We start from the raw sequence: 14152 nt of genomic DNA on the forward strand, positions 1-14152 counted from the left end.
GACTGCCATGACCGATCTGCCGGCCGGGCGGCGCCGCGCGATGCTGCGGACGAGCCTGTGGCTGAGTCTGCTGGCACTGCCCGCGGTGGCGTTCTTCCTGGTCTTCAGCTATGCGCCGATGGCCGGGCTGGTGGTCGCCTTCAAGGAGTTCGACATCAGCCGCGGCATCTTCGGCAGCCCGTGGAACGGCCTGGACAACTTCCGGTACTTCTTCAGCTCCGGCGACGCGCAGCGGATCCTGGTGAACACGCTGCTGCTCAACGTGCTGTTCCTGGCCGCGACGCTGGCCGCCGGCGTCACCCTCGCGATCATGCTCAACGAGCTCCGCGGCCGGTACTTCAAGCGGGTCGCCCAGTCGACGATCTTCTTCCCGTACTTCGTCTCGCCGGTCGTGATCGCGATCATGCTGCAGGTGCTGCTGTCCGGGCCGGCCGGCTCGGGGGGCGCGGTCAACGACGCGCTGTCGGGCTTCGGTCTGCCGACCGTCAGTTGGTACACCGAGCCCGGTCCGTGGCCGTGGATCCTCACCGTGGTGAAGGTCTGGCAGATGGGCGGCTACATGAGCGTCATCTTCCTGGCCGCGATCACGTCGATCCCCGAGGACGTCTACGAGGCCGGCCAGATCGACGGCGCGAGCCGTGCGCAGATGGCGTTGCGGATCACGCTCCCGTTGCTCAAGCCGACCGCGGCGGTGCTGCTCGTCCTCGGCGTCGGGCGGATCTTCTACGGCGACTTCGGCACGATCTACGCGATCATCGGCGACAACGGCACGCTCTTCCCGACGACCGATGTCATCGACACCTACGTCTTCCGTTCCCTGCGCCAGATCGGCGACTTCGGCACCACGGCCGCGATCGGCCTGTTCCAGTCCGTCGTCGGGTTCGTTCTGGTTGCGACGGCCCTGCTGATCCAGCGCCGGTACTCGAAGGAAACGAGCCTGCTGTGACCACTGCCCTTACCTCGAGCCTGGCGAAGACCACGGCCCGGACCGCGACCCGACGCCGTCGCCGCCCGGAGGCCTTCACCGTCGTCAGCGTCATCGGCGTCACCTGCTTCATGCTGATCTGCCTGGTGCCGTTCTGGATGATCGTGTCCGGTTCGTTCACCGACGAGCAGACGCTGGCCACCAGCGGGTACAGCCTGATTCCGAGGCCGTTCTCCACCACGTCGTACGAGCTGATCTTCACCGGTCCGACCGTGCTGAGCGCCTACACCGCGAGCATCTTCATCACCGTCGTCGGTACGGCGATGGCGCTGGCCTTCACGTCCGGGCTGAGCTGGGTCATCGCGCGGCGTCTGCCCTACGTCAGCAGGCCGTTGGCGGTGTTCGCCTACATCCCGATGCTGTTCACCGGCGGCCTGGTTCCGCTGTACCTGCTCGTCACGCAGTACCTGAAGCTGCAGAACAGCTACTTCGCCGTCATCCTGCCGTTGCTCGTGGCACCTTTCCTGGTCTTCATCCAGGTCTCGGCCTTCCGCCAGCTGCCCGAGGAGATACTCGACTCGGCGCGGGTCGACGGCGCGGGGGAGATGCAGATCTTCTTCCGCATCGGGCTCCCGCTGTCCAAGCCGATCCTCGCGGTGATCGGCCTGTTCTACGCCGTGCACTACTGGAACGAATGGTTCACGGCGCTGTTGTTCATGTCGGACGTGCACAAGTATCCGCTGCCGCTGTTACTGCAGAACCTGATCTCGAACGTCTCGTTCTCGCAGATGCTGCCGACGGCCGCGGAGCAATCGACGCCGGTCTACCAGCTCCGGCTCGCCCTGACGGTCGTCACCATCGGCCCGATCCTGCTCGCGTATCCCTTCGCGCAGCGCTACTTCGTCAAAGGCATCACTCTCGGAGCCACCAAAGGCTGACGGCTCCGTCCCACCACTTTCAGTACTCCAGGAGGCATCGTGCCCGCCACATCTCCAGCCGGTCTCAGCAGGCGCGGCTTTCTGGCCGCCACCGGCGGCCTGTCCCTCGCGTCCCTTCTCGGCCTGAACGGTTGCGGCGATTCGTCGTCCGGTTCCGGTTCCGGCTCCGGTGGTAGCGTCGACAACCTCGCGTTGCTGCTCCCCGGTGATGCGCCGAAGGGCTGGGACGCCGTACTCGCGAAGGTGAACGAGAAGCTGAAGAAGGATCTCGGCTTCACGATCTCCCCGCAGTTCATCGCCTGGTCGAACTACCAGCAGCAGTCGCTGCTGAAGTTCACCGCCGGCGAGAAGTTCGACACCGCGCTCCAGGCGCGCTGGCTGAACATGATCCAGCTGGTCGCGAGCAAGTCCCTCGTGCCGGTCGGTGACCTGATCGCCAAGTACCCGAACCTGAGCAAGACCCTTGATTCCCAGCTGCTCGAGCAGAACAAGTGGTCCGGCAAGCTGTACGGCATCCCGCAGGTCAACTCCGCCGCCCGCCTGCATCACTTCACCGTCCGGCAGGACCTGGCCGACAAGCTCGGCGCCGGCGACCTCAGCACGTTCGACCAGCTGGAGAAGTTCTGGTACGACGTCAAGCAGAAGGAGAAGATCACTCCGGTCGGCATCTCGTCGAACATGCCCGACCTGCTCGTCGCGTTCGCCCCGGTGGGCTGGCTCAACCAGCACGACTGGGAGAACCCGCACGTCAGCGTGCAGACCTTCAGCGGCGGCTCGTTCCCGTTCTACCTGGCGCAGGACGGCAAGACGACCGGCTCGGCCCACCCGATCCCGTTCTGGGAGGCGCCCGGCGTTCTCGACGCGCTCCGCACGGTCCGCAAGTACTACCTCGACGGCATCATCAACAAGGACGCGCTGAACGTCGACTCTTCCACGATCGGCACCCAGTTCGAGTCCGGCCGGATCTCCACCCGCTGGGCGATGACCGACGGACTGTCATCGCAGTCACTGGCGCCGCTGCGCAAGGCCGTGCCGGGCGCCCAGATCGCCAACGTCATCCCGCTGGGCGGCGGCAAGGGCGCGAAGCCGAACCAGACCTTCCAGGCCGACAACTTCGTTGTGCTGAACGTCAAGGGCAAGAGCAACGAACGCGCCATGCAACTGGAGGACTGGGTCTCGATCAAGGAGAACCACGATCTGCTCAGCTACGGCGTCGAAGGCAAGGACTGGAAGCCGGTCGGCGCGGACAAGTTCGAGCAGCTGTCGCAGTACGGCTTCCCCGGGTTCGCCCTGTGCTGGCGGCAGAAGCTCGAGAAGAAGATCAAGGACATCACCCCGACCGAGGAGGCGTGGTTCGACTGGGCGCAGGACTACAACAACTTCACCGTCGACCCGTACGCGTCCTTCGTGCCGGACGTGACGCCGGTGAAGCGGCAGGACTCCCAGGTGAGCGCGGCGATGACGCAGTACGGGAATCCGTTGTGGATCGGTGCGGTCGACGTCGACAAAGGCCTGGACAGCCTGAAGAAGGCAGTCGACAAGGCCGGGCTCGCGGATCTGCAGGCCGAGATGGAGAAGCAGGCGAACGCATACCTCAAGGGTGCCTGAGGGCCGATGAGTACGCCGCGGAGGAAGCTCGCCGTCGTCGCGCGGGAGGCCGGCGTCTCGGTATCCACGGTGTCGAAGGTACTGCGGGCGTACCCGGACGTGGCGCCCGCGACGCGCGAGCGGGTGCGCGCTGTACTGCGCAGCGCCGGCTATCCGGTGGAGACCGCAGTACGGCGGGATCCGTCTGTGCTGGTCGACGTCGTGGTCGGCAGTACTGAGAGGACGTGGGCCGGCGAGGTTCTCGCGGGCCTGGCCGACCGGGTCCGCGAGCCCGGGTTGGCTGTCGTGGTCACGACGGTCACGCCCGGGTGCGCGGTCCCCAGGCTGTGGCTGGAGCAGTTGTTCGCGCGGGGCAGCCGTGGAGTGATCGGGCTCGATGCGGAGTTCACCGAGGTGCAGCGGATGTACCTCGCGGCACATCAGATCCCTTGTGTGCTGGTCGATTCCGGCCTCGACGACGCGGTGTCACATGCGTTGGGCGCGATCCTCGAGGTGCCCGCGGAGCTCGCCGGCTAACGCACCCGGCTGACCGAGCTCCGGATCACCACATGGGTCTTGAACAGCCGGTGATCTCCGGTCCAGCCCGGCTGCAGGTGCTGGTCGGCGACCGCGATCTGGGCCGCCGTACGTCCGAGGTCCTCGTAGGGCACGTGCACGGTGGTCAGTCGCGGGCGCAGGTCCTGGGCGAGCTCGACGTCGTCGTACCCGACGACGGACAGGTCCTCGGGCACGGACAGGCCCTGCTCGTTCGCGGCGGCGTACACCCCGGCCGCGACCACGTCGGTGCCCGCGAAGACCGCGGTGAAATCGTGGCCTGCGGTCAGCCTGCGCCGGGTCAGCTGGTAGCCGGAGGCGCGAGTGAATTCGCCGTGCTCGACCAGTTCCGGAGCATCCGGTACGCCGAAGTCGGTCAGCGCCCTGCGATGCCCCGCGAGCCGCTCGATGCTGGTGCTGTGCCGCTCCGCGCCGGCCAGGAACAGGATGCGCCGATGGCCCTGCGACAGCAGATGGCTCGTCAGAGCGTAGGCGCCGTTCTCGTTGTCGTGCTCGATCACGGCGGCGGGAACCCCGTCGCCCAACGGCGGCCGGCCGCAGAGCACCAGGAGCGAACCGGCCGCGTGGAGTGAGTTCGCGAGCTCGGTCATCTTCTGCCGGTACTCGTCGGCCCCGTCCGTGACGCCGCCGATCAGGATCACCGCGCCGGCTCGCTGCTCGCGCATCAGTTGCACGAGCGCCAACTCCCGCTGCGGGACGCCCTGGGTGGTGCCGATCAGCGTGAGCCAGCCGCGCTGCGCCGCTTCCTGCTCGACGCCGTGCGCCGCGTCGGCGAAGGACTGGCCGCGAACATCCGCCAGGATGAACGCCATCGTCTTCGATCCAGCGCCCGCGGCGAGCGCCCGCGCGTGCGTGTTGGCGGAGTAGTTCAGCTCGCGGATCGACCGCTGGACGCGTTGCCGGGCGGAGCGGGAGACCGGGTAGTTGTCGGCCAGCACCCGGGACACCGTCGCCGGTGAAACCCCTGCATGGGCGGCCACATCGGCAAGCGTCGGACCCGTCGACGCCCTCCGACGACCGGATGCTCCCTCGTCTGTCATGTTCCCCTCTCGTGGCATCGCGAGTCTAGTGCCGGCCGGGGGGAGCGGTGGACGACCGGATCACCACGTGCGTCCCCAGCATCATGTGCTGGTCGAGAGCGTGCTCGTCGCGGTGCAACGCCAGCCGTACGGCGGCCCGCCCGAGTTCCTCGTGCGGGATGCGGACGGTGGTCAGCGCGGGGTTGAGGTCGGCGCTCAGCGGGATGTCGTCGTACCCCACGACCGAGACGTCCTCGGGGACCCGCAGGCCGGCGTCCCGGAGGGCGGCGAGTACGCCGCTGGCGACCATGTCGGTGACGCCGACGACCGCCGTCATCCCGGCACCGCGGGCCAGCAGCGCGGTCGTCTGCCGGTAACCGGACTCGCGATCGTAGTTGCCGCTGACAATGAGTTCGCGGTCGATCTCGACACCGCGGGCGGTGTGTGCCGCGGTGTACCCGCCGAGCCGTGCGCCCGTCGTGGTGTGCTCCGGCTCGCCGGCGCCGACGAACGCGATCCGCCGGTGCCCGAGGGAGATCAGGTAGTCGGTCACCGCGAACGCGCCGCCCTCGTTGTCGTACTCGACCACAGTGGCAGGCACGTCCGGACCGATCGGCGGACGGCCGCACAGCACCAGCCGCGAGCCGACCCGGTCGAGCGAGTGCGCGATCTCCGCCATCCGGCGGGTGTGGGACTCGGTCCGAAGCCCGCCGCCGACGAGTACGACGGCCTCGGCCTGCTGCTCGCGCATCAACTCGATCAGCTCGAGCTCGCGGTCGGGGTCGCCGTGATGCGTCGAGACAAGACACACCCTGCCCTCGGCGGTGGCCTGCAGCTCGACGCCCTGGCCGATACAGGCGAACAACGGCCCGACCAGGTCGCGGACCACGAACGCGACGGTGCGGGTCGACCCGCCGACGAGCGCCCGGGCCTGCGCGTTGATGACGTAGTCGAGGTCGCGGACCGCGCGGAGCACTCGCTTCCGGGTCGAGGCACTGACCGGATAGTCGCCGCCGAGCACTCGCGAGACAGTGGTGGCGCTGACGTTCGCGGCGGCCGCGACGTCCTTGACCGTCGGCCGGCCGTTGGACGACGGTCTGGGCACCCGGGATCTCCTCGAGGGTCGGAAAATTTCGCTGGTCGAGCTGGAGCTGGAGCTGCATAGAAAACGTTAACTATGCTGCCACTCATGCAGCCCGATGTCGAAGCCGTACGGCTGTGCTTCACGGCCGGAGGAGCCGGCGAGCCGATCCTCCTCGTGCATGGCTGGGGCGGGGACGGCCGGTCCTGGAATCCGGTCGGGTTCGCCGGCCGCCGGGTCGTGACGGTTGACCTCCGAGGTCACGGGCGCTCGCCGGTTCCTTCCGGCGGATACCGGCCGCAGGACTATGCCTTTGATCTCGCTGAGCTGCTCGAGGAGCTCGACCTCGGACCGGTTGTCGCGGTCGGCCATTCGATGGGTGGTCAGATCGTGGTGCGGCTGGCTCTGGATCGTCCGGAGCTGGTCGGCGCGGTTGTGGCGATCGATCCGGCGTACGGCGCTGACGAGGTCGAGGCGGCGTCGTTCCAGCAGCGGCTGAGCGATCTCCGGCGAGACGGGGCGGCTGCCGCCGTACGGCAGTTGGGAGATCTGACTGATGAGGTGAGAGAGCAGCTGTTGCGTACGCCGGGGCATGTTCTCGCCGAGAGCTACGCCGGGATGTACACAGATCCGGGCGCGATCGGGGCGCGTCCTGCGGCGGCGAAGGCTTTGGCGTCGTTGGGGCGGCCGCTGCTCTGCATCCGGCCGACTCCGTCGATGGCAGCTTGGGATCTAACCTGTGCGGTTCGCCCCGGCTCGCGCGTTGTCCTGTGGCGCGATGCTGGACACTTTCTCCATCGCGAACGACCGCAGGCATTCACACGGCTCGTCAACAGTTGGTTGGGGTCGCTGGAGGGACTATGACGTTGCTTGAGAGCCAGCAATCGGACCCGTTCGCGGGACGGTCTGAGTGGCCGCCGCGGTGGATCCGGGCGGCGGAGAGCGGTGAGGTGGTCGGCTTCCGGCTGCGGGTCGAGTGCGCGGAGGCGGCTGAGGTCGTCGTACATGTGTCGGCTGACGAGCGGTATGAGCTGTGGCTCGACGGCGAACTCGTCGGTCGTGGTCCGTCGCGGGGCGAGGTTGGCCACTGGTCGTTCGAGAGCTACCGGCTGCGGTTCCCGGCTGGTGAGCATTGGCTTGCCGCCCGAGTGTGGAGCCTCGGAGACGACGCGCCGCTGGCGCAGCTGAGCCTGGGGGACGGTCCGACCTTCCTGCTCGCAGCCGAGGCTGGCTCGGAGCTGGGACTCGACACCGGTACGGCGGATTGGCGCGCGGCCACGCTGCCCGGGCATGGCCTACGACCGAGAGGCGACGGCTACGGCTGCGGCGCCAGGCACATCAGCGACGGCCGCAGCTTTCCATGGGGTTGGCAGACCGGCGCCGACAGCCTCGCCTGGCCGGCCGCCGCGGCCGGCGACCCCGCGCGCAGCCGCGAGAGCGCTGGTGCTCGCGATCCCGGCCGCGGTCGTGCTTGTTCGGGTGACGAGTCGCGGTTGCTGGTTCCGGGTCGGTTGCCTGCGCCGGTGCGGCGGTGGGTCGAGGGGTGCGCGCGTCCGGCATGTCGCGGAGCATCCGGTGGGCGCGCCGACGCGCGACCGGGTCGTGGATCCGGTGGACCACTTCGGCGGTGAGGCCGGGGACTGGCAACGGCTGCTCGGCGGTACCGCGCTGGTGTTGCCGCCCGGGACCTGCCGTCGGGTGCTGATCGACCTCGACCAGTACGTCTGCGCGTACCCGGTCCTGGAGCTCGAGGGCGGCCGCGACGCCGAAGTACGCGTGCATTGGCAGGAGTCCCTGTATGAGACGGAACCCCAAGCAGGTAAGGGACATCGCGACGTTGTCGAGGGCAAGCTGTTCGGTCGGGCCGGGCTCGAGGAAGACGGCCTCGGTGACCTGTTCATCGCCGGCGGAGGCCGCGAGCGACACAGCACACTGTGGTGGCAGTCCGGCCGGTACGTCGAGGTCCTCGTCACCACAGCGACCGAACCGCTGGCGATCACCGGGTTGCGGTTCTCTGAGACGCACTATCCGTACGAGGACCGCAGCGGCTTCACCGCCAGCGACCCGCGGCTCGCGCAGGTCGGCGTACTCGCCTTCCGGACGCTGCAGGCGTGTAGCCATGAGACGACGATGGACTGCCCGTACTACGAGCAGTTGCAGTACGCCGGGGACACCCGTCTGCAGTGCCTGGTCGCCTACGCCACGACCGGCGACGACGCACTCGCCCGCCAGGCCCTACGCGCCTTCGCCCGTAGCCAGGGAGGAAACGGGCTGACCCTCTCGCGCACGCCGTCCCGGCACTCGTCGCCCATCCCGCCGTTCACGCTGTGGTGGGTGGCGATGGTGCACGACTTCGCTTTGTGGCGCGGCGATCTGGCCTTCGTCGCCGAGCTCATGCCGGCGGTCCGCGCGGCCCTCGACGTACATCGCCGTGCGGTCGACGATCGCGGGATCTTCCAGGCCCTGCACGGCTGGAACTTCACCGACTGGGTGCCGGGCTGGGAGGCGGGCTGCCCGCCCGGGATCGTCCAGGACGGAGAACAGCACCCCGACTGGCCCGGGCCCGGAACCGGTGTGTCTGCGGTACTGCAGCTGCAGTTGTCGCTGGTGGCCCGGCAGGCAGCCGACCTGGAGTCTTGGGTCGGCGACAACGCCGACCGGAACTCGCAGCTGGCCGACCGATTGCTCGAAGCCGCCGACGAAGCCTTCTACGACGCCGACCGCAAGCTGTATGCCGACAACCTCGAGCACACGGCCTTCAGCGAACACGCCCAGTCGCTCGCACTGCTCGCGGGAGCGAAGTACGGCGAGACGGCGGTTCGGAGGATGCTCCAGGAACCAGGCCTGGCACGCACCACGGTGTACTTCGACCACTACCTGTTCGAGGCGCTACACCGCATCGGACGAACCGACGTACTGCTGGATCGACTCGACCTCTGGTACGGCCTCCTCGACCAGGGCCTCCGCACAGTGATCGAACACCCCGAGCCAACCCGCAGCGACTGCCACGCCTGGGGCGCGCATCCCTTGTACCACTACGTCGCGACGCTGCTCGGCGTCCGGCCAACAACACCCGGAATGGCAACGGTCACCGTCACACCCCAGCTCGGCGGCCTCGACTGGGCGCAAGCCTCAGTCCCAACCCCACACGGCCCGCTCACCGTCCGCGCACATTCCGGCAAACCACCACAAGTCACCGGCCCACCAGAAATCACAGTAACGATCGCACCGGCACGGTGACTGCATGCCGGATCCGGGTCGGCTTGTTCTTGGCAAGGGTGGGAGGCCACCTGCGGGAGTGCCGCGAGCGACGGCCGCAATGTCGCACTGGTTGCCCATGGCATCGGCGGTACTGAGGCCCACGTCCTGATGGCGCTGTCCCTCGGGATGAGGGCAGAGGAGTACGAGATCCTCAGCGTGAACTTTCTTCGTGGCCGGGGCGTCAATCGTGCTGACCGGGATGGATGAGCGGGGGAGTGGGTTGATGAGGCACAGGTTCGGGTTGCCGATCGGGTTGGCGTTGGGGGCGGCGGTGGCGATCGGGTGTCTGCATGCCGCGTCCTCGGTCGAGGCCGGTACGGCGAACGCCGCCGAGAGCGCGCCCCGTGCCGTCGTCTCCACAACGCCCGCTCGGCCGACCACGCCTGCGCCGTCGAGCGCGCAGACGACCAAGCCGGCGGGCCCTGTGAAGCAGGCGCAGGGGAAGGTGGTGTACCTCACCTCCGACGACGGTCCCGACCCGCACTGGACGCCGGAAGTGCTTGCAGTGCTGGCGAAACACGACGCCCACGGCACGTTCTTCATGCTGGCGCAGAACGCGGATCCGCACCCCGACCTGGTCGACCAAGTCCGTGCCGCAGGCAACAGTATCGGCAACCACTCGGTGTCCCACCCGCAGTTGCCCAAGCTCTCACCGGCGCAACTGCACCACCAGGTCGCCGACGGAGTGCAGTCGAAGTGCTTCCGCCCGCCGTACGGCGCGACCAACGCCCGCGTCCGCGCCGAGATCCACCGCGACGGAATGCAACAGGTCCTCTGGGACGTCGACCCCGAGGACTGGGCGCGCCCCGGCACGGCGACGATCGTCCAGCGTGTACTGGCCGGCGCGCGACCCGGCGCGATCATCCTCATGCACGACGGCGGCGGCAACCGCGCCCAAACCGTCGCTGCCCTCGACCAAGTCCTAACGACTTTGTCTGCCCGCGGCTACACCTTCGCCACCTTGTCCTGCTGACGAAAGCCGGGAGAATTTGGACTCAGGGCTCTATCCGTTGACCTGCGCAACCCCCGACGATGTACCTATGGTTGCCGCCGAGGCTGATCCCGCCGCGTTCGTTGACGCCCTACCCGACACATGGGTCTTGAGGCTGGCCTCACAATGAGCCCGACGTGGTACGTGAATCCAGCCGCGCGACTGTGGACGACCACGCCCGTCACGGGGGTGACGGAGTTCCACGAATCGTTGCCCGGCTACGCGCCGACCCGGCTGGTCGAAGTACCTGCGCTGGCCGACGAGCTCGGTGTCCGTCGGGTCTTCGTCAAGGAGGAGTCGAGTCGTTTCGGCCTGCCGGCGTTCAAGGTTCTCGGCGCGGCGTACGCCGTCTCCCGTGCGCTGTCCGCGCTCCTTGGCGAAGGCGATCAGGCGCTTCCCCTGCAGGTGCTTGCGGACGGCAACCTTCCCGTCACCCTCATCGCGGCCACGGACGGCAACCACGGCCGCGCGGTCGCCCACCTGGCCCGGTTGATCGGTCTGCCAGCTCGCATCTTCGTCCCCGACTCGCTCACCGCGGCGGCGAAGTACGGCATCGAATCCGAGGGCGCGCAAATAGTCGAGTTGGCGCTCGAGTACGACGACGTCGTGCTGGCAGCCAAGGAAGATGCGTCCGCGGCGGGTGCGCTACTGATCCAGGACACCGCCTGGCCCGGGTACACACAGATCCCGCAATGGATCGTCGACGGCTACAGCACCTTGTTCAGCGAAGCCGACACCCAACTAGCCGCTGCCGGAGCGCCCGCCCCCGACCTCATCGCCGTACCCATCGGCGTCGGCTCCCTAGCCCAAGCCGCCGTACGCCACTACAGAGCCAAGTCGGCAGACCGCGTCGGCCCAGTCCTGCTAGGCGTCGAACCGACCCATGCCCCGGCCATCATCACCTCTCTCCAAGCCGGCCGACTCACCTCAGTACCCACGCACCCCACAATCATGGCCGGCCTAAACTGCGGCACCCCCTCCCACGGCGCCTGGCCCGATTTACTGTCCGGCCTGGACGCTGCAACAACCGTCACCGACCAACAGGCGGCAACCGCAGTCCACGACCTAGAATCCGCAGCCATCGACGCCGGCCCCTGCGGCGCAGCAACCCTCGCAGCCACCAGAACCGCCCTCCCCAAGCTGGCCCTCCCCCCAACCGCCACCGTCCTCCTCCTAAGCACCGAATCCCGCACCGCCAACCCCCTCCCCAACCACCTCTGACCCACCCAGCGCCTGCGCCAGACGACCCACCGCCTGCTAAGGCGCCGTCTCGAGCACCGCCTGGCGGCCGTCGCGCTCGGTTTGCCCTCGTGGCCGGTGCCAAGATTCTCAACTGACGGGCTGCGCAGTCGATCCGCGACTGGTCGCGCGATTCGACCCTGCGTCCGCCGTGCGTCCATCGCGCGACGACGTGGCGAGGCGCAGCACGCCGAGCGGACCAGGGCCCCTCTCGTCCTAGCGTGTATCGCCGCCCTCGCGTAGCTCGGCAGCCCTCGCGCGAGCACCTGCCGGTCTGGATCGCACCCGGAACCATGTGCGAGCCCACCGTCTCCGACCCCGATGTCGCGATCCGCGCGGTCCGGCACAGCGGCTTGTTGTGCGGGCGGTGGGGACTGAAACATTCCGACCGAAACTTTATTTCGACATGATTTCATGAGCGGAAGGCGGCGATATTCATTGACGTTCTTCCTGAATTGCATGCAACGTTCGCTTGAACTTTGGAGATTCCATCGGAGTGCACTTGCCCTTGACTTGAGTAGGGCAGGGGCGCAATGTGGCAAGCGGGGGTTGGATGCCAGCGTGGACGCCAAGATACCCGATGGTTCTGCTGGGCAGGGCAGTAACTCAGCAAGGCGGACGCGGGGAAATCAATTAGCTGCAATTGGCGTCGCGCTGTCTGTGGCCGGGACATTAGCCATTGGCTTGCTGAATGTGGTCGGCGCTGGCAGCGGGCTGGCGTTCAATCTGGTGACCGTCGCGCTCCTCGTGGGCGCATTCGGCTCGTCCATCCGGACGCTGCTGAAAGAGCAACTCCACCGCGCATCGAAGCGGGCCCGGCGCCTGTACGTCGGCGGAGCGGCAGCTGCCGTCGTCGTCCTTGTGGTCGTCGGGGTGGCGACCCGGAGCATCGCGCCGGTCGAGCGGCTGCCGGGACCGGGTGATGTTGCGATCGTTGGACTGGCGGCGCCGACCAAAGCAGAACAGAACATGTACGACGATCTTGCGTCCAACCTCGCTCGGCGCCTCAGCACGACCGACGGGCAGACTGCGCAATCCTATTCAGACGCAGACGACCTGCGGTGGCCGGATCCCGCGGATCCGTCGTCACTGCGGCGGTTCGACAAATGGGCCACGGAATTCGTCGGTCAGGTAGGGGCCGAGATCCTGATTGCGGGTCAAGCCCGGCGCGAGCCATCGGGTCAAGTCACCCTCGCTCTGGCTATCTTCATCTCGCCGGCGCTGATTACCGACGCCTCCGAGTTGGCCGGCTGGTACGGACTCGACGAGGTGCGTTTCGACCGGGATCTCCGGTCCGCTTCGACGCAATCCGATGTCCTCGATCGCGTCGCGGCTCAGATCGGCGACGTCTCTGGCTTCGTCAACGCTCTCGATGCCTGGCAGTCAGGTCTGCTCGAGAAGGCGGCCACAGGGTTCTCCGGGTTGGTCATGCACCTTTCATCGAGCAGCGGATCCCGCTTGTACGAACTCGCGCTACTGTTCAGCGGTCACGTCGACGAGGCCGCCGCCGTACAGACCTCTGATCGGCAGAAGAGCGCTCAGCTGCTGACCGCTGCCAGAGCCCGGTACCTGGAGCTGCGACCTTCCGCGACGCTCGGGGAACGCGCGAGGCTCAGTCTCGCCGGCAACGATTTCTACAGAGCGTCACGTCAGGGCTGCCGAGCCGGAATGGTGGATCTCGATGGGCTTCGGCAGGCTGCCGGGACGCTCAACGAGTTGATTCGAGAGCCTTCGTCTTCGGATCTCCTGCGGTTGAAGGCGCGGGTGAATCTTGTCCAAGTCGACCGGTGCAGTCAGCTCGCCGGCTCGGCACCGGACTCGTCTGCAGACGAGGCACGGGCGGTCCTGCTGGCTGAGGCAGTACCTGCCGCTGGACCGGAGCGGGAGTTGCGCAAGCAGATCAAAGCGCTCGCGCTGTCCGACGAGGCTCTTCGGCTCAGAACTCTTGCCATCCGTCAGAACAGAGCCGAGTTGGTCGACGAAGCGATCGAGCGGCTGGATCAGGCACTTACGCTCGATCCTCGTTTCGAGAGGCAAGCGCTCTGGCTTGGCTTGAAGAGTGCATGGCAGTTCTCCAGATGCCGAGTCGAGCAGGCCATCGACACCCAGGCGAAGTCCCAGTCCCAACGGCGCGAGTCGGTGCGCCTCGGGCGGACTCCGCAGACGGAATTGGAGCAATGGGAGCGCGCTTTTGAGCGGGATCGATCCAATGCGCAGAAGGAATGTAGTCGTACCACGGTGAGCACTCGTTAGGAGTGAAATGTTCAGGAGGACTTCGGAATTCGGCCTGGTGGCCGTCTGGTGCTGCCTAGCCTTGCTCTCTGGATCATGTCATGGAGATCGCTCGCGCGAGCAGTCGAATCCAAGTCTGACCGCAGGAACTTCGCCGCCCAGCGCGAGCACCCCAACCACCGGGACAAGTACGGTTCCGGGTGAGTCAGGTCACCAAACGACGACAGTCCCGACGCTGTCAACAACAGCGCCTCCGACCTCGCGCAATCCAAGCGCCGGCGCTACGACGGGTTCCGGAGGAGC

The 14152-nt window shown here is 67.4% G+C and carries 12 protein-coding genes; 10 read left to right on the forward strand and 2 right to left on the reverse strand.

What is annotated here, in order from left to right; translation table 11 throughout:
* Nucleotides 1-7: 7 nt before the first annotated feature.
* The 4 genes from EV645_RS18635 to EV645_RS18650 are packed head-to-tail and all read left to right on the forward strand — an operon-like array spanning nt 8 to nt 3987.
* On the forward strand, nt 8-946 hold the full coding sequence (locus EV645_RS18635; RefSeq protein ID WP_130445150.1) for an ABC transporter permease: 939 nt from the start codon (nt 8-10) through the stop codon (nt 944-946).
* Nucleotides 943-1863, forward strand: a complete 921-nt coding sequence (locus tag EV645_RS18640) for a carbohydrate ABC transporter permease (RefSeq protein ID WP_130445151.1) — start codon at nt 943-945, stop codon at nt 1861-1863. Before EV645_RS18635 ends, EV645_RS18640 begins: the two co-directional genes overlap by 4 nt.
* Nucleotides 1864-1902: 39 nt before the next feature.
* A complete protein-coding gene (locus EV645_RS18645; protein ID WP_130445152.1) occupies nt 1903-3471 on the forward strand; it encodes a DUF3502 domain-containing protein in 1569 nt (522 codons plus the stop codon).
* A gap of 6 nt (nt 3472-3477) precedes the next feature.
* Nucleotides 3478-3987 carry a LacI family DNA-binding transcriptional regulator gene (locus EV645_RS18650; RefSeq protein WP_130445153.1) on the forward strand — a complete coding sequence of 170 codons (510 nt, stop codon included), beginning with the start codon at nt 3478-3480 and terminating at the stop codon, nt 3985-3987.
* Here EV645_RS18650 and EV645_RS18655 read toward each other — a convergent pair.
* Both EV645_RS18655 and EV645_RS18660 read right to left on the reverse strand, forming a co-directional pair.
* Complete coding sequence (locus EV645_RS18655; RefSeq protein WP_198681686.1) at nt 3984-5006, reverse strand: LacI family DNA-binding transcriptional regulator; 1023 nt, start codon at nt 5004-5006, stop codon at nt 3984-3986. The genes EV645_RS18650 and EV645_RS18655 overlap by 4 nt on opposite strands.
* 85 nt (nt 5007-5091) lie before the next feature.
* The gene (locus EV645_RS18660) at nt 5092-6150 is read right to left on the reverse strand and encodes a LacI family DNA-binding transcriptional regulator (RefSeq protein ID WP_130445155.1); all 1059 of its coding nucleotides are present in this window, start codon (nt 6148-6150) and stop codon (nt 5092-5094) included.
* A gap of 84 nt (nt 6151-6234) precedes the next feature.
* Between EV645_RS18660 and EV645_RS18665 the strand changes: the two genes are divergently transcribed.
* The 6 genes from EV645_RS18665 (at nt 6235) to EV645_RS18690 (ending at nt 13870) form a co-directional block, all read left to right on the forward strand.
* Entirely contained in the window at nt 6235-6990 is a 756-nt protein-coding gene (locus tag EV645_RS18665; protein WP_157997099.1) for an alpha/beta fold hydrolase, read from the forward strand.
* A complete protein-coding gene (locus EV645_RS42245; protein ID WP_198681687.1) occupies nt 6987-7757 on the forward strand; it encodes a hypothetical protein in 771 nt (256 codons plus the stop codon). The genes EV645_RS18665 and EV645_RS42245 overlap by 4 nt, the downstream gene beginning before the upstream one ends.
* Nucleotides 7702-9366, forward strand: a complete 1665-nt coding sequence (locus tag EV645_RS18670) for an alpha-L-rhamnosidase-related protein (protein ID WP_198681688.1) — start codon at nt 7702-7704, stop codon at nt 9364-9366. Before EV645_RS42245 ends, EV645_RS18670 begins: the two co-directional genes overlap by 56 nt.
* A 244-nt stretch (nt 9367-9610) precedes the next feature.
* On the forward strand, nt 9611-10360 hold the full coding sequence (locus EV645_RS18680) for a polysaccharide deacetylase family protein (RefSeq protein WP_130445158.1): 750 nt from the start codon (nt 9611-9613) through the stop codon (nt 10358-10360).
* 144 nt (nt 10361-10504) lie between these two features.
* Entirely contained in the window at nt 10505-11599 is a 1095-nt protein-coding gene (locus EV645_RS18685) for a pyridoxal-phosphate dependent enzyme (protein ID WP_130445159.1), read from the forward strand.
* Nucleotides 11600-12178: 579 nt separating this feature from the next.
* Nucleotides 12179-13870 (forward strand): hypothetical protein, encoded by a 1692-nt coding sequence (locus EV645_RS18690; RefSeq protein WP_130445160.1) that lies wholly within the window; start codon nt 12179-12181, stop codon nt 13868-13870.
* Nucleotides 13871-14152 lie beyond the last annotated feature (282 nt).

Origin of the sequence: Kribbella rubisoli (assembly GCF_004217145.1) — a bacterium.
GTDB lineage: Bacteria > Actinomycetota > Actinomycetes > Propionibacteriales > Kribbellaceae > Kribbella > Kribbella rubisoli.

Coding starts and splice junctions, on each gene's coding strand:
- EV645_RS18635 (WP_130445150.1), top strand. CDS start 8: ATGACCGATCTGCCGGCCGGGCGGCGCCGCGCGATGCTGCGGACGAGC.
- EV645_RS18650 (WP_130445153.1), top strand. CDS start 3,478: ATGAGTACGCCGCGGAGGAAGCTCGCCGTCGTCGCGCGGGAGGCCGGC.
- EV645_RS18665 (WP_157997099.1), top strand. CDS start 6,235: ATGCAGCCCGATGTCGAAGCCGTACGGCTGTGCTTCACGGCCGGAGGA.
- EV645_RS42245 (WP_198681687.1), top strand. CDS start 6,987: ATGACGTTGCTTGAGAGCCAGCAATCGGACCCGTTCGCGGGACGGTCT.
- EV645_RS18680 (WP_130445158.1), top strand. CDS start 9,611: ATGAGGCACAGGTTCGGGTTGCCGATCGGGTTGGCGTTGGGGGCGGCG.
- EV645_RS18685 (WP_130445159.1), top strand. CDS start 10,505: ATGAGCCCGACGTGGTACGTGAATCCAGCCGCGCGACTGTGGACGACC.